The following is a 22539-nucleotide window of genomic DNA, read 5'->3' as shown; positions in this document are numbered from 1 at the left end:
AAGCGCTTAGAGAATCCGATACAGCAACCGCTCGATCCTCACCCGGCTGACCCGGCGTAAAAACTTGCCAACTGCTTGCGGGTACTCCACCAGCGTCTGCAAGTCCTGGTATCGCTGAATGCGCGTGGTATGCAGGAAGATCTGCGCCAACTCGGTACGTCGCGGCTCAAGCCATTGGCCCTGTGGGTCGTCGATCAACAAGGCGTTTTCCAGGTCCAGGCGAAACGCCCGTGGGTTGAGGTTGTTGCCGGTAAGCAGGGTGTAACGCTGGTCGACCCACATGCCCTTGAGGTGATAGGTGTTATCGCCATCACGCCACAGGTGCAAGCTCAGCTGGCCGCTGTCGATCATCGGCTGGTGGCGTTTGGCGAAGCGGCGCAGGCTGATCTCATACAAGTAAGGCAACGCTGCGATAACCCTGAACGGCTCGCTCGGCGGGATGTAGAAGTCGTTGGCGGTCTTGTCGCCGACAATGATGTCGATCTTCACGCCACGTGCCAGGGCGCGGTTGATTTCGCGGGTCACCGGCAGCGGCAGGTTGAAGTACGGTGTACAGATAGTGAGTTGGTGTTGGGCGCTGGCGATCAATTCGAGGATCACCCGGCTCAGCGGGTTGTTCTTGCCCACGCCAAGCAGCGGGCTGACCGACAAATGACCATTGGCCAACTGCCCCGCCGTGGTGTCGTAGGCTGCGTGTTTCAAGCGGCTGCGCAGATCGCCGATGTCGTTGCGCAAACTGCGGGTGGTGGGTGGGTTGGGCAAGTCAAGACGATGCACGGCCTTGGAGGCCACCAGGCCATGCTCTACCAGGTGCTGCATGGAGTCGGCCAAGGGTTTGCTGTGGATCAGGTGATAACGATCAAAGCGGTACTTGTCGAACTTGTGCAAGTACACATTGTTCAGGCTCGCGCCGCTGTACAGCACCGTGTCGTCAATCACAAAACCCTTGAGATGCAACACGCCAAACAGCTCGCGGGTTTGCACCGGCACGCCGTATACCGGCACCTCACTGGCATGGGATTGGGTCATGGCCTGGTACCAGGCGCTGTTGCCCGGCTGCTTGCCGGCGCCGATCAGCCCCCGCTGGGCGCGCAGCCAGTCGACCATCACCACGATTTCCAACTCCGGCCGCGCAGCCTTGGCCGCGTGCAGCGCGTCGTAGATCTCCTGCCCGGCTTCGTCGTGCTGCAAGTACAGCGCGACGATGTAGATACGCCGTGTGGCCTGGGGGATTTTCTCCAGCAGGCAACGGCGATACGCAGCCGCGCCAGACAGGACCTCGATGGCATCAGGAGTGAGGGGGAAACCGCGCAGTTTGGGCAACAGGGAGCGTTTGAAGAACGACGGCATAAGGCTCGCAATGGGTCGAATCCGAAGAGGCCCCGAGCTTACACCATGGGGGTGCTCAGGTCTCGTCGCCGGGGATAGACTGTCTCGCCTTGCACTGTGTCGACTTCAGGAGCCGTGATATGTCACCGATCCAAGAACCCCGCCCGCCACTGCCGCCGTTCACGCGTGAGTCGGCGATTGAAAAAGTACGCCTGGCCGAAGACGGTTGGAACTCCCGCGACCCACATCGCGTATCCCTGGCCTATACCCTGGATACACAGTGGCGTAACCGTGCCGAATTCGCCCATAACCGCGAAGAAGCCAAGGCTTTCCTCACCCGCAAATGGGCCAAGGAGCTGGGCTACCGGCTGATCAAGGAGTTGTGGGCGTTTACCGATAACCGCATTGCCGTGCGTTATGCCTATGAGTGGCACGACGATTCGGGCAACTGGTTCCGCTCTTACGGTAATGAGAACTGGGAGTTTGATGCGAACGGCCTGATGGCCAATCGGTTTGCGTGTATCAATGACCTGCCGATCAAGGAAAGTGAACGCAAGTTTCATTGGCCGCAGGGGCGACGGCCGGATGATCATCCCGGTCTGTCTGAGCTCGGGCTATAGACTCACACCGTGCAAATGTGGGAGCTGGCTTGTGTGGTGAGGGGGCTTTCACTGGAGATCCAGGGGGCTGCTACGCAGCCCAGCGCGGGGCAAGCCCGCTCACCACAGCAAGCCCGTTCCCATAGGGGATCGTGTAATTGGCTTAGTCCTGGTTCAGGCCCACGCGATACAGCACGCCATTGTCCTCATCGGTCAGCACGTACAAGTAGCCATCCGGCCCTTGCCGCACATCGCGGATGCGCGCTTTCAAGCCGCCCAGCAAGCGCTCCTCGTGCACAACCTTGTCACCCTCGAATTGCAGGCGAATCAGCTCCTGACTGGCCAACGCGCCAATAAACACGTTGTGCTGCCAAGGCTTGAAACGGTCGGCGTCGTAGAACGCCATGCCACTGATACCGGGTGATTTTTCCCAGACATGATGGGGCGCTACCGTGCCTTCCACGCTCTTGCCCTGTGCTTCGGGGATCGCGGCCATGGAATAGTTGATACCGTGGGTCGCCAGCGGCCAGCCGTAATTCTTGCCGCGCTCGATGATATTGATCTCATCGCCGCCACGGGGCCCATGTTCGTTTTCCCAGATCGTGCCACTCCAGGGGTTCAACGCCAGACCTTGCGGGTTGCGCTGGCCGTAGGACCAGATTTCCGGGCGTACGCCCTCCTGGCCGACGAAGGGGTTGTCATCCGGCACGCGACCGTCCGGGTAGATGCGCACAACCTTGCCTTGCAGCTTGTCGAGGTCTTGGGCAGTGGGCCGGTCGTTATTTTCGCCGAGGGTCACGAACAGGTAGCCATCCCGGTCGAAGGCCAGCCGCGAGCCGAAGTGGTTGCCGGTGGAAAGCTTGGGCTCCTGGCGCAGGATTACCTTGAAATTAGTCAGACTCTTGAGGTCGGCCGACAATTGCCCGCGCCCCACTGCCGTACCGGCCGTGCCGCCCTTGCCGCCGCCTTCGGCGTACGAGAGATAGACCGTACGGTCTTGCTTGAAGTCTGGCGACAACACCACATCGAGTAAACCGCCCTGCCCCTTGGCCCAGACTTCGGGCACGCCGGTCAACGGTGCTGACAGCTTGCCGTCCGGGCTCACAAAGCGCAGGTGGCCGGGGCGCTCAGTCACCAGAAAACCTTGCTTGTCCGGCAGAAAAGCCACCGCCCAAGGGTGATCCAAGCCCTTGGCAACCGGCGTGACGCTAAGGCTGCCTTGTTCACTCGGAAATTGCTGGCTATCCGCCGCGTACACGCCCGCCAAAGGCAGCACAGCGGTTGCACACAGGGCAGCGAGAAGGGTTTTACGTAGCAACATAAGACGAGTCCTTAGCGGCGATTACCGTTGGCATCATAAGTGGGGGCTTGGGTTTCAGGGGCTGGGCGGCTGGGGGCGGGATCGCGCTTGGGGTAGCTATTGCCGATACCCCGGTTTTCCAGGGTTGGCGTGCGCTGAGTGGGCCCGATCTGCGTGCCGCGAACCGCCGGCGCATTGGGCTGGGTGCCTTGCATGCTGTTGGGGTTGGCCCGGTGAATCGGGCTGTTGTTGGAATCTGTGCGGCCGGGCAGGTTTTGCGCCTGCCCCATCGGCATCAGGCCAAAACCCAGCAACAGCGCTGCAACGTGACGCATACAACTGTTCATGACAAAGCCTCTCTGGAGCGAGTGGTACGTGCTTTCGATAACACGCTACGCCCTGGGTTCGGCTTTGGTAACTAAATAGTTTCTCATCAGGTGCAACACGATGTGTCGGGGTGCCCACAGAAACGTTTCTCGGCCCCCGTCAGCCACCTGAAGATTCGGCCCTCTGAAGGAGAACAGCCTTGCCGCCAGCAATCTGGGGCGCCGGTTTGCTCAGATCAGCACGAAGATGAGCGCCAGTGCAGCGAAAATCGCCCACTTTTCGAGGTAGTAACGTGCGCGGTTGCGCTTTTTCAGCTCTTTGCCCCGTAGGCGAATCTTGTACAGGCGGGTAAACGCACGGTTCAACCCACCGGTCTTGTCACCCGCATCGTTCGGTGAGCCTGCCGCAGCCATCACATGGCGGCTGAACCAGCGGTTGAACGCTGCGGCCCAGCGGTATTTCATCGGCCGCTCGATGTCACAGAACAAGATGATACGGTTCTGCTGCGTGGTGTTCTCGGCGTAGTGGATATAGGTTTCGTCAAACATCACCGGCTCACCGTCGCGCCAGTAATAATTCTCGCCGTCCACATTGATGTAGCAGCCAGGGTCGTTCGGCGTGTCCAGCCCCAAGTGGTAGCGATAAGAGCCCGCATACGGGTCGCGATGGCGCACCAGCTTGGAGCCCGGCGGCAACTCGGCAAACATCGCCGCCTTGATCGAGCCGATGCTCTGCACCAGCTCAGTGGTGCGTGGGCACAGCTTCATCGCCGAAGGGTGGCTGTCGCCGTACCACTTCAAATAGAAGCGCTTCCAACCCGACTTGAAGAAGGAATTGAAACCTACGTCATTGTATTGGTCCGAGCGTTTGATCTCACCCGCGCGCATCAGGCTCTGACCCTCCCGGCGGATTTCTTCCCAGTGCTCCTGCAAGGGCCTCAGGTCAGGGAAATCGCCCGGTGAAAGATAGGGTCGGCCAGGCAGTTTGGAGAACAAATAGAGGAAGCAGTTGATCGGCGCCAGGAAGGTTGAATGGTCGCTGAGCTGGCGGCCCAGCTTGTGTCGCACCCGTCCACGCAGGTGTACATACGCAATCGAGGTAACGTAGAGAGCAACAATGATGAGTTTCAAGGAATTTCGTCACACGTCAGAAGAGAACAGGCTGCTCCTGCGTGCCCACAACGGCCGAGGATTAATAAGCAGCACCTGAAATCACAATTCACACGGTCGACCTGAACGTACGGGCAGCCACCCGACACCGGGTCATCGGCAGTTATTTAGCCACAGTTTGTAACCAAAAGTTAACCAAGAATTGTGAAACGCTGTCCACTGAATGCGGTTCAACGGGCTCGCGTTGCAGTGAGCCCATCGCGATTTCGGCCAGGCTTATAGGCGCGGCAGGCTACGCTCGTCTGCCATCGAAAAAGGCCCGGCCACGCGTCGAACCTGAGCGAAATGCAGGATCAATGCGACCAACATCCCAAGCATTAGCCCGGCCAGCACACTCAAGCCAATAACCACTAATTTCCTCGGTTTGATAGGCCCCAGTGGCTCTTGTGCCTGCCGGTCGATGGTCACCAATTTGAGTTCGCTCATATCGATATTAAGGCCACGCAACCGCGCTTGTTCGGCCCACAACCGTTCAACGTCCTGCAGGAACACATCCTCGTTCGTACGGCCGTTCAGCACCTCTACCTCACGGTTCACGTCAAGCATGCTCAGTTCCTTGCCGATTTCGGCAATGCGCACGTTGGTAAAGTCGTCGTTGGTGCGCAACTGCAACACTGTTCGCTCTGCCTCCAGTACCTCGGTGCCCATGAAGTACAGCGGTACCGTCTGGCTGGCTACCACCGTGCGCATGACCTGGCTGGACCCGTGCTGATCCTCGCTCCCCATTACAGAGGGCACGGTAGGTTTTCTGATGCCAATGGTCGTGGCAATCGTAATGGCCTCGGCCAGTTCCGCAAGACGGCTCGTGCGCTCCATTTTCATCTGCAAGCGCAAGGCGCTGAGCTCATCCTGCAAACGGGCGCGCCTGACCTTGTCGGCCTCCAGCAGCCTGGCGATTTTCGATTCTTTTTCCGTGTCGTAGTTGGCGCGGGCCGCGGCGATCTTGCCCTTGAGTTCATTGAGTCGATTATTGACGATCACCTTTAGGTCAGCGCCTACCTGCTCGCGCTCCAGGCTGATGGCGAAGTCGACAAACCCGTTAAGGATCGCCACCCCGTCAACGCCCTCGGGATACTGCATTTCCAAACGGACAAAGCTGCTCAGTGACTCGGATTGTTTCGGGTCGGGCAGCACCAGCTTGATAGCGTCGCGGTTAAACGCTTCAAAACTCTGCTCCAGGCTTTGACCTGGTCGCTGGAAAGCTTCAAACAGCGAGGGGTTGGCTCTGAAAAAACCCAGCCGGGCTTCGTAGGAATCCAGTTGCGCGGCAACCTTGGCCAGTGCATCAGCCGGCGGCAATTTATAGACTTCTGAGCGATTGAGTGCATCCAGTTCATTGATGGCCGCAGGCCGCAACACGCTGCTTACCTGGTAAACCCGCGGCGCAAGAAAGGCATAGCCTACTCCCAGAAGGCCAACAAGAATCGTGCAGCCGATAACCCATTTTTTTTGTTTCCAGATGGCATGAAACAGCTCAAAAAGATCGACTTCATCCGAAGCCATATGACGGTGAAGCTGGGGAGTGTTATTCAAAATTCATACACCCTGATGAGTTGAAATTCAGCGCCCAAATACTCAGACCTGGATAACAACTGGATAAACAGGGGGCAACGTCTGGGCTCACGATACTCGTGGCCCTCCGCCAGCAACAGGAGCACCCACTTGACTGGCCCGCTAGCCTAAGCAGCACACGGTTGACTTCAGTCACATGGATGTCATTACTGACAGACATGCAGAGCATAGACGGTCCGTTACAAGACGTTACCCAACGGCCAGGCAAATTAACGCTAATTACCTGTCAATAAAGGAAAAATCAGAGAAAAAACTAAAAGATAAGATGATTCCTACACTTGATTACACGTCAGATTACGCAGAACGCTGTATTACCGCTTTCAACTAGCGGTTAGCCCTTGCACAGAAAAAGGAATTTTACATGTCATCCATTACAGATCCGGACTACCTGGCCCTCCAAGGTGCCTGGGAGCAAACCTCACTCGAAGACAGCGGCGTGCTCAACCCGCCCGACGCCCATACCGCTCCAGGCGCAATCACCACCATCACCGGCGACCGCTTCGAAGTGAACACTGTCAATGGCGAGGTATTGCTGGCGGGCCGATTTTTCCTCGACAGCACGACCCACCCCAAGAGCATTACCTGGGTCGATGACATAGGGGACGATGCCGGCAAACAGTTGCCCGCCAGCTACCGCCTTGACGGAGATGAATTCGTATTTATTGCAGCTGATGAAAGTATGCCTAGGCCAACCTTATTCAGTACGGGCCCAGGTCAAACCATGCGCACGTTCGTACGCCGTTCGTGATTGGCGCTAGCCATCCGAAGTTGCGACACCATTTTCACAAAGCCTTCACTTTCCCGTCTATAGGGTGAAGCCTACCTACTCCAGTGAATCCCTTAGCCCGCCCTCCTCGCGTGCTTTTTTTGCTTGGTGAAAACCCAGTCAACGGGCGCGCTTGCTTGCGGTCAAGGTGAAGCACAGCGGCAGTTGCGCTGGCTGGTGTTCGTACTGGTCATACAGCTCTTCGCGATTGGAATGGGGGTACTCCTGCAAATGACTGATCTGCAGGTTGGCGCCAATGGCCGCGCTGACCACATCGCCCATGGTGTGCACAAACCAATACGATGTCGGCCCCGCTTGCTCGCCCAAGCCCTCATAGACGATGGACTCCCGCAGCACAAAGGGCTCGCGCTGAAAGTACGAGCTGGCGGGCAGCATCGGGTTGTCAGCCCTGGGGTCGAACACCTCAAGAAACGGGTGGGTTTCGTACATCACCAGACTGCCGCCAGGTTTCAAGGTGCTCGCCGCATGACGCATGAACTGCGCAACATCCGGCATCCAGCCCAGTACTCCGATGGTCACCAAGGCGATATCAAAACGCTCGTGCAGATGCGCCGGCAAATGGTGGATATCACTTTCGATAAATTCGGGGTGATGGGGTGAGACCTCCGCCAGCTCGCGGGCCTGTTGCACAAAGGCCCGGGATTGATCCACCCCCACTACCGCGCGTGCGCCGAGGCCATACAACGACAGGCTTTCACGACCGTTGTTGCAGCACAGTTGCACCACATCCTTGCCGGCCACGCCGAGGCTTTGCAGCACAGCGGTGATCGTTGGGTCGAGGCAGGAAAATCCAGGGTTACCTACTGACGTGAGCAAGGCGGCCCAGGTGTCGGTGGTTTTGTGCAGGCTGGCGGATTGATCCCAGGCCTCCTTGTTGCAGGCAATCGCCTGCTGAGCTGAGGGCATGTCCATTGCGTCTCCAGAAAATCGTGTTAGCGGGGCTCAGAAAGTAATCCAGCAGCGCGCCGATTAAAACCCCAGGCAGCACGCGAAACTTAACGCAGAAGTCGTAGGTCAGTAGCGCAATGAGTGTTCAGCCGTTGAACGCCCCTTCTGTAGTCATCGTCATGGCCAAACACGCCGACCTGCGTAATACCCTGTCACTGGACAGCCTGAATTTCTTTCTCGCCGATGTGCGCGACGGTCTCGGCCCGTACCTGGCGATCTACCTGTTAGCCGTACACAAGTGGGACCCGGCCAGTATCGGCGTGGTCATGACCCTGGCCGGTATCGCCGCGCTGATTACCCAGGGCCCGGCGGGCGCCCTGATCGATCGCACCCGCAGCAAGCGCGCGGTCATCGCGCTCGCCGCGCTGCTGGTGACGGGCAGTTGCTTGATACTGCCCTTTGTCAGCTCGTTTACCTGGGTCGCCTTGACCCAATCAGCCAGCGCCGTGGCCGCGTCGGTCTTCGCCCCGGCGATTTCCGCGATTTCATTAGGCATCACCGGCCCACGGGCGTTTACCCGCCGTACCGGGCGCAACGAAACCTTCAATCACGCGGGTAATGCCGTGGCTGCACTGCTCGCCGGCGGGTCTGCGTATCTGTTCGGGCCGGTCGTAGTGTTTTACCTGATGGCATTCATGGCATTGGCCAGTGTGGTGGCGGTCAGTTGCGTGTCGGCGCAAGCCATCGACCATGATGTCGCCCGTGGCTTCGACCCCGCTCACTCCACGCATCACGAACAGCCCTCCGGCATCCGGGTGTTGCTGGCCAACCGCCCGTTGCTGCTGTTCGCCATCTGCTGCGCGCTGTTCCACCTGGCCAATGCCGCGATGTTGCCGCTGGTCAGTCAGAAGCTCGCGCAGATCAACCTGCAGATGGCAACGCCGCTGACCTCGGCGTGCATCGTCGCCGCCCAACTGGTGATGGTGCCCGTGGCCTGGCTGGTGGGCGTCAAGGCGGATCTATGGGGGCGCAAGCCGCTGCTGCTGGCCGGTTTTATGATCCTGCCGCTGCGTGGCGTGCTCTATACCTTGTACGACGATCCTTACTGGCTGGTGGCCGTGCAACTGCTCGACGGCATCGGTGCAGGGATCTTTGGTGCGCTGTTCCCGGTGATCGTCAAGGACCTGACCCAGGGCACTGGCCGCTTCAATGTCAGCTTGGGCGCCCTGTCTACCGTATTTGGGTTGGGCGCCGCGCTGAGCAGCAGCTTGGCCGGGTTTGTGGTGCAACAGGCCGGCTATAACGCGGCGTTCCTGACCCTGGCCGGCGTTGCGACCGTGGCTTTGGCGCTATTGTGGGTGGCCATGCCGGAGACCTTGGCGAAACCCGCGCTCACGGGCCATGTAACCGCAGTCTGATATAAGCCACAATGTCGCCCGCAAGGACAGATGACAGCCCTACCTCGACCACAAATGGATTTGGCCCTTTGAAAAAGCACCTCATTTATCCGTTATTGATACTACTCGCGGGATGCAGCACGGGCCCCTACCTCCATCCGGAATCCGCCCTGGGCCAAAACGCATTGCTCGAACGCACCTGCCCCGGGCCGAAAGCAGCCATCAGCTATGCCCCGTTATCAGAAGAACTCAGCTGGGTGCATGTGCTGGTCTACGTCGCACCACCCGGCACATCGAGCTGGCCGGGCAACCTACGATCCACCGATACCGAGTTGCGCCTGTTTGGACGGCTCTATACACCGCAACGCCTGCACACCCTCGGTACTGACCAGCCACCGACGCTTCGGGTCAGCGCCGCATCGCCGGTCGTCACCGTGACGCTGGCCAGCGGCGAGCGCTATCGCGTGACGATCGAACAACTCAAGACCGGCTTTGATCCACGGGCCGTATTTCACAGCGGGTTCAAAGGGACTGCCCTAGGCAAGGGCGATATGGATGACTTCACCCTCACCTTCCCCGACATCTTCGTCAACGGCGAAAAAGTCCCCATGGCCCCCATTCACTTCAAGAAACGCGAGGAACGCTACGCGCCCGTGTTTAACTGCTGAACACCCACCTCACTGCAAGGAAGCAATAAAGAATGACGTTATGGAAAACACTGGCGGCCGTCTTTAGCTTGTCGCTCGGCAACACCACATTTGCCGCCGAAAACAACAACCCGTTCCAGGCCACGCTGATGATCACCTCGATCGTTCCCACCGTGATCATTGGCGGCGCAACGGCGGCAACCGCCTATATCCCGGAGTTGTTCAAATCATCCAAGAGCGATGCCCTTGTATTCATGGGGTCGGATGGCGAGATCCGTGGCGCGCAATTTGAGCAAGCGGTGCGCTATTACCGCGCCACGTATCACCCGCCACTGATGACCGACCAGCAACTGGCGCAGGCTATCGTCGCGGCTTTTTGAGTTTGGAGGGTGGTGAGCAGGAACGTCGTCGGTTTCGCCATACAACTGTCGCCTCACATATGCGACAATGCGCGCCAAATTCCAACACACATCCCAAATTTCTGCTCAGCGACCGGGTTTCGCACCTTGATGTCGCTGTTGATGCATGCCTGAAGGCTCCTGCCGCCACGCTCGCAACCCATTGATAGGTAAAGTAATTGATCTCCACAGCTAACATCACCATGCGGTCTGAAACGCATACTGGTGATTAATGCTGATCAGTGTTTACTGGGCCAAGTCGTCATGAGTAATCAACGATAAACCACCGAAATGCACCCGTTGGTCCCAAGATTGGTCCCAACGGGCAAATTTCAGCCCATGCCGAAACTGCATACCCTTTCCCCGGCGTCCTGCCGACTGAACACAAACCACCAAATTGCCCCACTACTCCCCCGAGACACGTCACATGGCAGCATTCGACCCATGGCAGTCAGTAGACTGATCACCTGGAGGCTGTCAAAAGCAGCTTGGTGCGAATCAAATCCGGCAGGCTGTTGTTTAGGGAGAAACACATCACTCATGTATCTTTGTTTACCCGCAAGCGATCAACGACAGCCTTCCACACCTCAACCCGAGTGGACGCCATCGCCTGCTGTGTTGCATTCCGAATCAGTTGAGCTCCCGCGGAGCATGCGTGCAACCAAAAGCCTCATGGTAAGCACGTATAGCAGCAGCGTGGCGTTTAACCGCATGCAATGCGCTCAACCGCAAAGACCAGATCTTTGAACCCTGTCGATTGGTAAGCCTGGCAGATCGGTGGTTTCGAATAAGGGGTGGACTTGCACGAGCCATTAAATTAGCGCGGGTTATGCGCTTACCAGTAGGGGGGGCATGGTAGGCCAGTGTAGGAGCGTTGGTTACTGCAGCCACTAAAATGCCCCCGCACGAGGCTAACCGTAGGGGCGCTTTAAACATAAACCGCGTTATTCGCACCTGTCATCAAGGGCCGTAGGTGAGCCATTGTTACCTTTCGAGGAATGCAGCTAACGGCCAAAAACTGAGTTTCGGAAGCGTCCAAGAAATACGGAGCTATTCACCGTTCATCTAAATGGATCTGCAGAATATTCGATCTATAGCCGAGCCGCATTATGTTTCTACGACTTCCCGCGACTGATGCTCTACTCGATTGCGCCCCAGTTTTTTTGCGTGATACAGAAGAACGTCGGCTTTTTCCAACAAATCAATCGCTACAGTTACGGCACGCTGATGGTTGGAAATGACACCTGAGCTGATGGTGACAATGCCTGCCGTACTGCCTTTGTGTTCTATTTTTGCGGCCTCAATTGCTGAACGCACTTCCTCAGCGATCTTTATTGCACCTGCAAGTTCTGTTTCTGGAAGCAGGATTACAAACTCTTCACCACCATACCGGGCAGCGAGGTCGGCGGGACGCTTTATATTTTTACCTATCAACTCTGCGATTTGCCTTAAGCATTCGTCGCCGAGAACGTGACCATAATGGTCGTTATACTGTTTGAACCAGTCTATATCGATAAGTATGAGCGCTAAGCTATTTCCAGTGCGGCATGCTCTCGACCACTCTTGTGCCAATGTAGCGTCGAAACACCTACGATTGGGCAACCCCGTAAGGCTGTCTGTTTTAGCAATATGTTCCAAATCTTGATGCGCGAGACGCAGTTCTTCTTCCGCCACCAACAAACGTTGAATTTGTCGGTAAAAGAGAAAGCCTATGCTGGTCAGCACCAAAATTATAAGCACCAACATAATCGATGCCTGATAGACGTAAGTCCACCATGTTGCAAATACCGAATCTAGCGACAACCCTGCCGCAGCCACTATCGGAAGGCCCCGTATGCGGCTGTACGCATAGACTCGTTCGACCCCGTCTACGACGGAAGTCCAGTTCGCTGTTCCTTCGTCGCTGTTTTTTAAGTATCGACTAAACAGCTCTCCCTTTGTGATATTAGTCGTCATTAGCGCGTCAATCATTGGTCGTCGGGCCAGCAAATCGCCACTATCTAGTGCCAGCAGTATCACTCCTTGTTTTTCGACGTCTAAGCGTTCAAAGAAATTTTGAAAGTATGCGACGGGCAACGTTGCCAAAACCACGCCGCTGAAGCTGCCATCTGGGTATTGGGTGCGGCGGCTTACAGGAATGATCATGTCGCCGGTGGTGCGGCTCAAAATGATTTTGCCTATATGTATGGCCGATCCAGGATGGTTCTTGTGGTAGGTAAAATAAGAACGATCGCTATTATTCTTTGCGACAGTCTCTGATGAGAACGAATTTACTACCCAGTCGCCATTCTTGTCGTAAATGAACAATCCTTGAATTCCATCGGTTGCCTCAACGTTCTTGGCCATCAATTTGGACAACCGAAGTCGCTGCTCGGCGTCAAGTTTGTCATTTTCAACGCGCTCAGCAAGGTTACTGAGAATATTTTCAGCCTGGCGCAAGGTGTCTTGAGCCTGCTGATCAGAAGCGCGAACAATGTTATGGACAGCGATTTTGGCATTAGTCAATCGTTCGTCCGCCGATTGTTTTAACTGCCAGGCAATTGCGAAAACCAAGGTGACACAGACAAGGGAGATGAAAGCTATCAGGCCAACAGACAGAGCTTTAGGTGTTAATCGGCCAGACACGAGCGTTATGTTTTTCATTGAGTTCATCATAGCGTTGAAATGCTGAACCTTCCTGTGAGTTATCTAAACTCATCAAGATCCAGGTTGAGCGTATCCACAGCGATCGGGATTCCGAGTCAATATAGGTTTAGTTACCCCAACATGCACGCTATAAATCTAAAAAGAGTCATCGTTGCGAAACCGCAAACGGGGCAGCAAGGGCGTGGGAACCAGGATAGGTGGCCTGATGACATGCCCTCCGCACACTCAGTGACAGGCGCAATTTTTGCACCAAAATAGAGCGCCAATCCCATGATGGTCCCATGGGGCCATTTTAAACGCCAAAAACCACAAACCCCCAACTTTCTCTCGGAAAATCAGGGGTTTGTATTTTCAGAATATGGCGATGAAGGAGAGATTCGAACTTGCAACAAGTCAATCAGCTAAACAATTCACTCGGCGTCCGCGCAATGACGGCTTCCGGCCAATAGCTTCCTGTCGGGACCGGCTGAAATCGACCCGAAGCGGCTGTTCATGAGTGAGTTCTGTCGTCCAAAAACGGAAACCAAGAATGTCTACGGAAACCAGGGTGATTCAAATTGCCTTGAGCGGCTGCGAGCTACTCGGAACCTAAGAGCTTTCTAACCTCGGCGATGATCAAATCGATATTGAATGGCTTTGCCAATACTGCATCAAACAGATCCGATCTCTGCATACCGATGTGTGCCTGAGCACCGCTCATCAAGATGATCGGCAAATCGTGAGCGGAAGGAAGTGCCCGTACAGCTGTAGCGAATTCTAGACCGTCCATGACCGGCATCATAAAGTCGGTAATGATTAGGGCAGGCCTTTCCCTATCGAGTACCTCGAGCCCTTTTCGACCATTGCTGGCGGTTACCACCATGAACCCCTCATCCTCCAGCGCGAAACTGAGAATGTCAGCGATCAAATACTCGTCGTCGACGACCAGGATGGTGGTCATTTCAGTTCAACCCACTCAAAAGCTTAAGAAATCGAACCTGGAGGTGACTCAGTGGGGGCTGACGGTTCATGTCTTGAAGCCTTTGTCAGAAAAACATCTTTATCATGGATGACTACCTCAAAGCGCGAGGGGTCATAAGAGCTGTCTCGTACTTTAAGAATGGAAAGCGTCCTGCTTAGTTCAGAGTGATTCTCAGAGAAACGCATAAGCATCAGGTTGTCGACGATGCTGGACAGGTCAGAGTTTGGCGCGCTTACCTCGGATCCAAATAGATCACGCATTTCCCAGGATGCGAATACGGTTACGCCCCTGGATCGCAGCTCATTCATGAGCGCACTGAAGAAGTCAGTAATTCGCGCCGGATTTGTGGAGACTCGTGTCATACCGCTAAGGCTATCTATGAACAGGCGCTTGATACTCTTTTCTTCAACGATCCTCAGCAGTCGTGCGCCCAGCCCATCAAGCAGGCCTTCCGTGGTGGGCTGCCAGGCAATGCTCAAAGCGCCGCTGTCCTCCATACCCTTGATATCGATACCCAGTGATTGGCCTTTGAGTCGCAACCGTTGTGGGCTTTCGTAAAAGCCAAAATGCAGCCCCGGAGCATCGACCGTCGACTCTGCAAGAAATTTGAGACCCAGAGTCGTTTTACCGATGCCGGAGGGGCCCATGACCAGAGACACACTGGAACTGTATAGGCCTCCACCCAATATGCCGTCCAGCGAACCAATGCCACTAGGAATACGCGTCATGTCGGCGCTGTCAGGGGCCGACGGGTGGCTGTAAAGACTTTCGAGTCGAGGGTAAACCACCAATCCTTCGTCGGTAATCTCACACTCATGAAGGCCTGTCATTGCTCCACTGCCGCGAGTTTTACGCAGTTGAATACGACGTACGGAGCGAGTGCCAAATAGCTCTTCGCCCATTTCAATTACACCATCAACCATGGTGTGCTCAGGGCTGCCGTCGTCGAGGCGGGAGCTGGTGAGAAATAGCACAGTGCAACCCGCGAAAGCAGCGTGCCCTTGCAACTCAGAAATGAATTTCTTGGTGTCGATGTGCGAGTCGGCTTTTGAGCGAGCATTGAGCAGGCCATCTACCACCATCACTGTTGCTTTTTGGCGACTTATCTCGCGCCGAAGCAGTTTCACCACCTCGTCCAGTCCTTCGTTTTCTAGGGTGTCAAACGCGCTGACAAACTGAATTTCGGCGCCGACTTTGGATGAGTCGAAAAAGCTCAGAGTAGAAAGAAACTGAAAAAGACGGTCGTGTGACTCGGCCAGCAGTGTGGCGACCAGAACCCGGCCTCCATTATTCGCATGATGGAAGCCAAGTTGGTTGGCTAGGATCGTTTTGCCAGACCCTGGCCGCCCTTGGATTATGTATGAAGCGCCCGTAACCAGCCCTCCCTTGAGCAGAGCGTCAAGCCCTTCGATTCCACTTTGGAGGCGTTTTAGCTTTTCCACGATGCGACCCTGATCTAAAAAACAGGCTGTTTAAGCCGAGTGAGGCGGAATGCTAACGCCATTTTCGCTCTGGGGCCATTCTCGCCTAGAGCATGGCGGTCTAAGAGAGTGGTATGCCCAATTTTAGTCGCCTTTACCTCGGACTTCATTACTCTAAAGTCATTGCGGAATCAACGTTGCTAGCAGATGCCCCTTCTAATCTTGCAGCGATTCAATCGCAGTAACCAACCCCGAGCGCTTGCATGCAAAATGCAGGGGTGGGAGCCTGAATCGCCCAAGATTTCTTAAATAGTGTGCGACCGCTTATGGCCGAGGCTGTGTAAAAACGCATTCACCGTTTTGAACTCTGCACTGCTACATAAAATCTGTCAGCGTTTGGATAGTCAGACAGACCTGAAATTTGTGTAGGAGCGCGATTTTCTTTGCGATTCTGACTGCCAAGCTCGCTCTAAAACGCTTTCACACAGCCTACGCCGAAAGCCGCCGTTCGTAAGGGGCGGCTTTCGGCCAGAAGCGGACATCTCAGTTCACATATTGCCAGCGTCACACATCATGCATTGGAAAGTCGCCACTGACTGAGTGAAACCTTCTCCCACTGCCTAAATGCCCGGTGATAAGAGTTGACGTCCTCGTAGCCGAGCAGGTAGGCCACCTCTTTTAGTTCAAGGGTCGTATCAGCAAGCAAATGAAATCCGACTTGGCGCCGCGCCTCATTGAGCAGTGCGCTGAACGTCGTACCCTCTGATGCTAATCGTCGTTGTAACGTTCGCTCGCTCAGCAATAGTTCTTGGGCGAGATTCTGCAAACTTGGCCGCCCCCCCGCCAAGGCTCGTTTCAGAACTTCAATGACCTGCTCACAGAATCCTTCGGGAGCCTCAATCTCTCGCATTGCTGCGGTAAGGCCAGGGTTCATCATATGCAACACGTCCGGATTGTGTTCAAGAAACGGTGAATCGAGGTCGGCGGCGCTAACGGTCAACTCGTCACGGTCCGCGCTGTAGCGAATGGGGCAACCGAAATAAATCGAGTGGGTTTCTGAGGTCGGCGCTGGCCGTCTTAAACTCAATTCGACAGGTACCAACTGTTTGCCGGTGCCTCGTCTTCCTAGTTCTAGTACCAGAGCAAAACCCGCGTCCACTGAAATGTAAGGCGCCGGCCCAGTACCTGAAGGCCACTGAATCGTGAATGACACACTGCCCTTACGCTCTTCGATGCCAATTTGGTCGGGACTGCATAGGCGTTTGAAGCGGGAATACCTCGCTATTCCGTCGCGGTAGTCGGCCCCATATAACGCAGCGAGGAATGCCATTTTGTGTTTCGCACTGGGCGTGTCGCGTACCATTTTTATCGCGAAAGCAGGGTCTGCAGAAAGCGCCTCGATGGAATTCCAAACGGCAAAGAGCTGACGAGTGCTTATAACAGTGGCTTCGTTCAGGTGAATGTCATGGGGCAGTTTAGCCTGCTGTTGAATCAACGCGGGATCGAGCACCAATTGCTCTATCGACTGCCAGAATACTCTGGGCAATTTACACCGCTCCGCGCTGTTCTGAAGGTGCGACATTTCTATGCTCCGAACCGCATGTGAGCGGCCGACGTAACAGAACGCCCGGCTAATGGCGCGTTCCGCAAGTATTCTGGCGTAAACCGCCCACGGGGTTATGCAGCTCCGCTCTTAACATTGTCGTCACTGAACCGGGCCAAGAGGAGCTCACGATGACAATGACGTTCTATACCAATCCCAACTCTCGCGGGCGCATGGTGCGCTGGATGCTCGAGGAAATCGGTTGCACCTATGAAACGATCATTCTGGATTACCAGCAGACCAGCCAGGATGATCGCTGGGGCGGTGCTGCGCTGGCAGTACCGGCGGCGGCCGCCCCAGCTGATCCAAGCGTTATTTTCTTTCGCGACGTGAACCCGATGGGGAAGATTCCCGCACTCGTGCATAACGGGCAAACCATAACAGAAACCGCTGCGATCTGTGCGTATCTGGCCGAAGCGTTCCCCGATGCAAACTTGGCTCCCGTGTTATCGGAGCGAGCCTCCTACTACCGCTGGATGTTTTTTGCAGCGGGCCCCTTGGAGCAGGCTGTGACCAACCACCGCGCCGGCTTCAACCCAGCGCCGGATCAGGAGTTCTTCTTTGGCTATGGGAGCTACGAGCGCACCGTGGATCAACTCGAGCGCGCAGTGTCGGCTCACCGGTTCATTGCAGGAGAGCGTTTCACCGCTGCCGACGTTTATGTGGGCTCTCACATCGGCTGGGGGCTAGGGTTGGGCACCTTGCCGCACAGAGCTGCGTTTCTTGCTTACGCCGAAAAACTAATGGGCCGTGACGCTTATAAACGTGCGGTAGCGAAGGATGCAGCGCTGCTGGGGGCGGCGAGCTAATACGCGAAATGAGCCTTCACAAACGCCGCTAAGGTCGATTGCTGCCAATCTTCGCAGGCAGCTTTCGCTACGAGGAGGCATGATGGCTAAACGGTGCAATACGCCTACTCATAAACACATTGAGGCTTAGTAATGTCGACCAACCTACTCGACTTCACCACACGTTTGCTGATCGACGCAGGAATCGGAAAAGGGATGCGAGTCCTGGACGTAGGCTGCGGTTCGGGTGATGTATCTTTTCTGTTGTGTGATCTGGTAGGTAATGACGCAGAGATCATCGGAATTGATCGTGACGCCGAAGCCATCGCCATTGCAAGCCAGCACAGTGAATCACGAGACCACCCTGCGCTGAGATTTCTCCAGTGTGATCTTTTAGAACTGCACGACTCTCTCGGTACTTTTGACGCAATCGTTGGGCGGCGTGTCCTGATGTATCAGAAGGATGCGATGGCAGCGATGCGTGCGCTGTCAAAGTATTTGCGCCCCACTGGCATAGTAGTATTTCAAGAACACGATACGACGATGGTGCCTAAAAGTCTGGATCCCTTCCCTTTGCATAAAAGAGCGCAATCTTGGATACAAGAAATGATTGCTCGCGAAGGGGCCGATCTACACATCGGTTTCAATCTGCACGGAATTTTTACACAGGCAGGGCTCACCGTTGAAAACGTGCGAGCCGAATGCCTGATACAAACACCTGATACACGCTACAGCCTTGGCGCCATTGTTCGGGCGTGCTTACCGCGAATCACTGCATTAGGGGTAGCCAGTAGAGAAGAGGTCGAAATTGAAACGCTGCAAGAGCGACTGGATCAGGAGCGTTCAGCCTCTTCAGGCATCTACATCGGCGATGTGATGTTCGGAGGCTGGGCACGCAAAATTTGACTAATTTAAATGTCGATGATGCCCCAGCACATTCACCCGTACCCGCGTCTGGTAGAGAGCGGGCAATCATAACTTTGGACCGGGTTACTAAACACCTGCTGCTACGCTGTTGACTCCAACAGAGGAACGCCGATGCCAAACTCAGACCTACTCCCCTCCCTGCTTTCGAAGCTCTACGAAAACCAGCTGGCCCTTGAGGCTTCCATCATGGAACTCTCGAATTGGGTAGAGCTGCGCGGCTCTCCCGAAGTGGCCGAAAACATCCGAGGAGCTCTGCACACCGTTGATGAGAATGAAGAGTTCATAAAGCTGACGCTGGCTGTACTGATGGCGCCAGAGTAGTCAATCGCTCATGAATAATTGCACTCGCTTAGGCGCGAGCCACCATCACAGCTCAAGGTGATGTGATTTCTGCGACGCGTTCGGGTAGCATCCAGCAAGAAAAAAGCCAAAATGCCACTACAGACTACGGTCTGCTCTTTCAGCGCGCTCCTAAAAGATAATTAGGTAAGGAAACCACCAGCATGATGCGCTTCATCACAGTTATCCTCTCCCTGGCAGTTACAGCAGGTTGTGGAACGATGCCCCCGTCGAATCGTGACACCGACAGAACCCTATTATTAGCCAAAGCAAATGACGGGGCGAAATCAATCGAGGCTGAAAGTTTAGCCGAACAATATAGCGGCGATGCTGCGCTCCGGTTGGTCACGTTGTACGTCACCTCAAAAGGTCTGTACGCCGCATATTGGGATTTAACGAGAGGTTCTTACGGCCTCGCGTTCAAAATCAAATATCCTGAAATCGCTAGTGTTGAAAATAAAACCATAACTATCGGCTGGTCCCAAGTCGCAATGCTGGTGATTAACGATATTGACGGCTACCAGACAGGATTTGCCTATGTAACGCCGGGCAGCGAAGTGGCTCTTACACTTAAAAGAAACATCGCAGCCAAGAAGTGATTGCGAAAACCAGCAGTGTTCGTAGAGTTTGAATTGCTCGCTCACGCAGGGGAGCAGATATCCCTGTCACATAAGCCTGGCATGCGTAAAGCGCGATCAATCCTTGTTCGCCAGCGCGGGTGATGCCGATAATTTTCCATCATGCGCCGCACCTAGTTGAGCAGGTTCGGCCGCCAACCTCCGAGGCGGCACGAAAAATTTCAAAAGTTCTTATTTTTTGGTCAGTATCTTTTTAGCTGCAAATACCGCGGCAACGCCAACCCATCCTATGGGTCCGCTGATGACGGTGGCCGCCCCAAGCAATGCGGACTTCGACGTAACCTTCAAGGCCGCCTCTATAGGCTTGTCCGAACCAGATGCTGCGTCATAACCATTTTTCAATGCTGACCCGGTAGCTACCACAGTGGCCACTGCACTGATACCCGGGACAATGTGGGCCAACGTTCTTCCTGCGCTGGAAAATACCGAGCGAACCTGCTCGCTGGAATTTGTCCCGTAGATGCACCAGCTTACGAAATGCTCACAGTTGTTTGTGAGCAGGTTGTACGAGTCCTCTCCTAACCGTGTATACCCTCGCGCAATTCGCTCCTCCGCGTCATGCACAGCAAGCAGATGCGGTGTCACAACTGTCGGCATGCCACCGCTGAATTTGTCCAGGCTAGCTCGGCAGATTGGTCCGGAAACACTGTCTCCAAATCCCGAGTAGTGAATCACCTCGCCAGAACCTATGTAGATCCCATGGTGCGTATAACCCAAACGCACACTCACCAAATGATCACCCCTGCGCATAGCCAGCTTCCTTTTAAATTTTCGCGATCATGTCATCCAGCCATGACGCCACGCAAGATTTGCCCACCTTGCGATTATGCGCAAACTCAACCCTCATTAGCGCATCGAATCAAAACTCCGCTCACAGGCCAGGCCCGCTATTCGGGCTCGGTCATACGCAACCGCCAACTCTCCCGCTCTTTTGTCAGCCCGCTGGAACAGGTCGGAGAGCACCATGGCGGCGCGGGTGGCTGACGCGCCTCGCTTGGCAGCTCCGGGATCAGCGCAGGCTGTGGCGGCAAACTTACCGGCTTCGACGTGCAGCCGGTCGCCACCAGCATCAGCAGTGCCAGCATCCACAGCCGCAGCTTTGTTCTGTTCTCGCGCATCGCTTGCTTCCTTATTTACGGACGTCTGACGGCGCTGTTCTTCTTGGCGGGCTGCGGCGCCTGCGTTGGTTATGGCGATCGCCTGGTCTCGCTCGATATCCGCCAGCTTCTTGCCGTATCGATTTTCCTGCACTTGCCAGGTACCGGCGGCGGTGATCGCCATCGCCAGCAGGACCGCAGCCAGAATCTGCCCCAACGTCACGACATCACCCCGCCCGCCAGGCGGTACTGCTTCAACAGATCATCCAGTCGGTGTTCGTGCTGGCCGTACCCGGCACCTGGCAGGCTGGCCCAGATATTCCGGCATTTCGAGATTGCCGTCTCGATCCGCCCGGCAAGCACATCAGACAATGCGCGGCATTCGCGAATGTGCTGTAACGCCACCAGGTCCTGGCTGATCGGGCTAAAATCCGGCAGCTTGAGCAAGGCCTTGTAGTGCGGCCAGTCCTTCAGCATCTGCTGGTACCGGCCTGAAGCATTGGACTTCAGGCCCTTGCTGTTGATGACCTTCGACGCGCGCCCCTTGGCGAACGGGTGATCGGTGAAGTCCCTGAACACCTCAGGCTTGCGGTCGATACCGGTCACGATCACGTCGTAGCCATCCATGGCCGTTGCTGGCGATGTACTGGTGCCCTCAGACCAGCCGAGCATATCGAGGAAGGCCAGCGCGTTACGGCCGCCGGCGGCTGATTCGGAAAGACGTGCCATTGCTTTTCTCCAGGCAATAAAAAACCGCACAAGGCGGCCATTTGGATTTAATTGAATAGTCAGGAAATTGGTTTGGCGAACACTACGGGCGTGTAGAGCGAGGTTTGAATGTCTACGCCAACAACCTGAATTACCAACCTGTTGCTTCCGTAGTCCCACACCGCATACATATTTCCCTGCCGTGATGTACCGCCTGCCACATCCATTGCAATATTATTCAGAAGCATATAATCACCAGTATCGAGCGGGGTGTAGGCCGTCCAACTTAATCTATAAACGCCCTGCCCAGTCTGAGTCGCCCCCAGATAACTCCATCCGGAAATAGTTCTCGTGAATTGCGCAGCGGGTGTACCACTATCAAACAGCAGTTTTGAATTTGCATCCCAAATACGAAAACCGAAAGTCGCGGTGGGAGCAGATTTAAACGCTGCGGCGAACCACTTCCCCGACGTCCCCTGCCCTGCAATCCCCACGAAGGAAAAGCCAGTCCACGCCCTAGCCGATCCTTGCACCAAACAAAAACAAAAGGTGTTTGACTGGCCGGGCCTTACGAAGACGAGTGGGGGCTCATCTGAAGTTATGACTGTGGAGAACGGGACGTACACGCCAGAACCAGAACCACTCCAAGTGCCCCGATCAAGCACTACAAGCCTTGCAAATTCAGAGTCCAGTGTCACCACGTCGTTATTGTTTTTGAACGTTACTCCAAAAGTCATCAGCGATACCTCATTACTAAAAGACGCTGAGGGCTAAGTCCAATCGGCCCTGTCGAAGTAGAGGGACAACCAAAATACAAGGTCACCCCATCAACACCAACCACTGGAGTGTATTGAATGGCATAGTTACTTTGACCAGACGTGCTATATGAGGCAATTGGCACGCATACAGCAGAGTGAGTTTCCGGACGAATACCGGGTATTGAAATGAATCTCGTGCGGCCAGGTGCGGGAACGCCTGCCTGTACTATCTCCGAATAT

23 protein-coding genes are annotated in these 22539 nt (G+C 55.3%); 9 read left to right on the top strand and 14 right to left on the bottom strand.

Translation table 11 applies throughout. From position 1 onward, the window contains the following. Positions 1-6: 6 nt before the first annotated feature. On the bottom strand, positions 7-1350 hold the full coding sequence (pssA, locus tag ICY20_RS18330; protein ID WP_194938244.1) for a CDP-diacylglycerol--serine O-phosphatidyltransferase: 1344 nt from the start codon (positions 1348-1350) through the stop codon (positions 7-9). A 119-nt stretch (positions 1351-1469) separates the two neighbouring features. On the opposite strand from pssA, the gene ICY20_RS18325 reads away from it, so the two are divergent. Next, positions 1470-1949 carry a nuclear transport factor 2 family protein gene (locus ICY20_RS18325; RefSeq protein ID WP_194938243.1) on the top strand — a complete coding sequence of 160 codons (480 nt, stop codon included), beginning with the start codon at positions 1470-1472 and terminating at the stop codon, positions 1947-1949. A 142-nt stretch (positions 1950-2091) separates the two neighbouring features. On the opposite strand, the gene ICY20_RS18320 is transcribed toward ICY20_RS18325, so the two are convergent. The 4 genes from ICY20_RS18320 to ICY20_RS18305 form a co-directional block, all read right to left on the bottom strand. Further along, positions 2092-3249 carry a PQQ-dependent sugar dehydrogenase gene (locus ICY20_RS18320; protein ID WP_194938242.1) on the bottom strand — a complete coding sequence of 386 codons (1158 nt, stop codon included), beginning with the start codon at positions 3247-3249 and terminating at the stop codon, positions 2092-2094. A gap of 11 nt (positions 3250-3260) precedes the next feature. After that, positions 3261-3575, bottom strand: a complete 315-nt coding sequence (locus ICY20_RS18315) for a hypothetical protein (protein WP_194938241.1) — start codon at positions 3573-3575, stop codon at positions 3261-3263. A gap of 210 nt (positions 3576-3785) precedes the next feature. Beyond that, the gene (gene lpxO / locus ICY20_RS18310; RefSeq protein ID WP_194938240.1) at positions 3786-4685 is read right to left on the bottom strand and encodes a lipid A hydroxylase LpxO; all 900 of its coding nucleotides are present in this window, start codon (positions 4683-4685) and stop codon (positions 3786-3788) included. A gap of 255 nt (positions 4686-4940) precedes the next feature. Continuing rightward, a complete protein-coding gene (locus tag ICY20_RS18305) occupies positions 4941-6257 on the bottom strand; it encodes a Wzz/FepE/Etk N-terminal domain-containing protein (protein ID WP_407692631.1) in 1317 nt (438 codons plus the stop codon). Between the two features lie 400 nt (positions 6258-6657). On the opposite strand from ICY20_RS18305, the gene ICY20_RS18300 reads away from it, so the two are divergent. Then, on the top strand, positions 6658-7044 hold the full coding sequence (locus tag ICY20_RS18300) for a TIGR03067 domain-containing protein (protein ID WP_159957187.1): 387 nt from the start codon (positions 6658-6660) through the stop codon (positions 7042-7044). A gap of 138 nt (positions 7045-7182) precedes the next feature. Here the strand turns inward: ICY20_RS18300 and ICY20_RS18295 are convergent, their stop codons facing one another. Further along, the gene (locus ICY20_RS18295) at positions 7183-7995 is read right to left on the bottom strand and encodes a class I SAM-dependent methyltransferase (protein ID WP_194938239.1); all 813 of its coding nucleotides are present in this window, start codon (positions 7993-7995) and stop codon (positions 7183-7185) included. A 155-nt stretch (positions 7996-8150) separates the two neighbouring features. Between ICY20_RS18295 and ICY20_RS18290 the strand changes: the two genes are divergently transcribed. The 3 genes from ICY20_RS18290 to ICY20_RS18280 all read left to right on the top strand — a co-directional run bounded on the left by ICY20_RS18290 (position 8151) and on the right by ICY20_RS18280 (position 10395). Continuing rightward, positions 8151-9389, top strand: coding sequence for an MFS transporter (locus ICY20_RS18290; RefSeq protein WP_194938354.1), 1239 nt, complete (start codon positions 8151-8153; stop codon positions 9387-9389). A gap of 68 nt (positions 9390-9457) precedes the next feature. Further along, positions 9458-10036 (top strand): hypothetical protein, encoded by a 579-nt coding sequence (locus ICY20_RS18285; RefSeq protein ID WP_194938238.1) that lies wholly within the window; start codon positions 9458-9460, stop codon positions 10034-10036. 32 nt (positions 10037-10068) lie between these two features. Then, the gene (locus tag ICY20_RS18280) at positions 10069-10395 is read left to right on the top strand and encodes a DUF2388 domain-containing protein (protein WP_194938237.1); all 327 of its coding nucleotides are present in this window, start codon (positions 10069-10071) and stop codon (positions 10393-10395) included. A 1125-nt stretch (positions 10396-11520) separates the two neighbouring features. Here ICY20_RS18280 and ICY20_RS18275 read toward each other — a convergent pair. The 4 genes from ICY20_RS18275 to ICY20_RS18260 all read right to left on the bottom strand — a co-directional run bounded on the left by ICY20_RS18275 (position 11521) and on the right by ICY20_RS18260 (position 17023). Beyond that, on the bottom strand, positions 11521-13056 hold the full coding sequence (locus ICY20_RS18275) for a sensor domain-containing diguanylate cyclase (protein WP_194938236.1): 1536 nt from the start codon (positions 13054-13056) through the stop codon (positions 11521-11523). 580 nt (positions 13057-13636) lie between these two features. After that, positions 13637-13999, bottom strand: coding sequence for a response regulator (locus tag ICY20_RS18270; RefSeq protein ID WP_194938235.1), 363 nt, complete (start codon positions 13997-13999; stop codon positions 13637-13639). Positions 14000-14022: 23 nt separating this feature from the next. Next, on the bottom strand, positions 14023-15465 hold the full coding sequence (locus ICY20_RS18265) for an ATPase domain-containing protein (protein ID WP_194938353.1): 1443 nt from the start codon (positions 15463-15465) through the stop codon (positions 14023-14025). A gap of 547 nt (positions 15466-16012) precedes the next feature. Then, on the bottom strand, positions 16013-17023 hold the full coding sequence (locus tag ICY20_RS18260) for an AraC family transcriptional regulator (protein ID WP_194938234.1): 1011 nt from the start codon (positions 17021-17023) through the stop codon (positions 16013-16015). Positions 17024-17175: 152 nt separating this feature from the next. On the opposite strand from ICY20_RS18260, the gene ICY20_RS18255 reads away from it, so the two are divergent. The 4 genes from ICY20_RS18255 (at position 17176) to ICY20_RS18240 (ending at position 19697) form a co-directional block, all read left to right on the top strand. After that, the gene (locus ICY20_RS18255; protein ID WP_228758477.1) at positions 17176-17853 is read left to right on the top strand and encodes a glutathione S-transferase family protein; all 678 of its coding nucleotides are present in this window, start codon (positions 17176-17178) and stop codon (positions 17851-17853) included. A 132-nt stretch (positions 17854-17985) separates the two neighbouring features. Beyond that, positions 17986-18738, top strand: a complete 753-nt coding sequence (locus tag ICY20_RS18250; protein ID WP_194938233.1) for a methyltransferase domain-containing protein — start codon at positions 17986-17988, stop codon at positions 18736-18738. Between the two features lie 132 nt (positions 18739-18870). After that, a complete protein-coding gene (locus tag ICY20_RS18245; RefSeq protein WP_194938232.1) occupies positions 18871-19080 on the top strand; it encodes a hypothetical protein in 210 nt (69 codons plus the stop codon). A gap of 182 nt (positions 19081-19262) precedes the next feature. Continuing rightward, complete coding sequence (locus ICY20_RS18240; RefSeq protein WP_194938231.1) at positions 19263-19697, top strand: hypothetical protein; 435 nt, start codon at positions 19263-19265, stop codon at positions 19695-19697. A gap of 210 nt (positions 19698-19907) precedes the next feature. Here the strand turns inward: ICY20_RS18240 and ICY20_RS18235 are convergent, their stop codons facing one another. The 4 genes from ICY20_RS18235 to ICY20_RS18220 form a co-directional block, all read right to left on the bottom strand. Continuing rightward, positions 19908-20486, bottom strand: coding sequence for a lecithin retinol acyltransferase family protein (locus tag ICY20_RS18235; RefSeq protein WP_194938230.1), 579 nt, complete (start codon positions 20484-20486; stop codon positions 19908-19910). A gap of 96 nt (positions 20487-20582) precedes the next feature. After that, on the bottom strand, positions 20583-21056 hold the full coding sequence (locus ICY20_RS18230; RefSeq protein ID WP_194938229.1) for a DUF2514 family protein: 474 nt from the start codon (positions 21054-21056) through the stop codon (positions 20583-20585). Continuing rightward, positions 21053-21562, bottom strand: coding sequence for a glycoside hydrolase family 24 protein (locus ICY20_RS18225; protein ID WP_194938228.1), 510 nt, complete (start codon positions 21560-21562; stop codon positions 21053-21055). Before ICY20_RS18225 ends, ICY20_RS18230 begins: the two co-directional genes overlap by 4 nt. A gap of 59 nt (positions 21563-21621) precedes the next feature. Further along, on the bottom strand, positions 21622-22278 hold the full coding sequence (locus ICY20_RS18220; protein WP_194938227.1) for a hypothetical protein: 657 nt from the start codon (positions 22276-22278) through the stop codon (positions 21622-21624). Positions 22279-22539 lie beyond the last annotated feature (261 nt).

The sequence above is a fragment of the Pseudomonas pisciculturae genome (assembly GCF_015461805.1).
Lineage (GTDB): Bacteria > Pseudomonadota > Gammaproteobacteria > Pseudomonadales > Pseudomonadaceae > Aquipseudomonas > Aquipseudomonas pisciculturae.
This window is presented reverse-complemented; position numbering and strand designations above follow the sequence as displayed.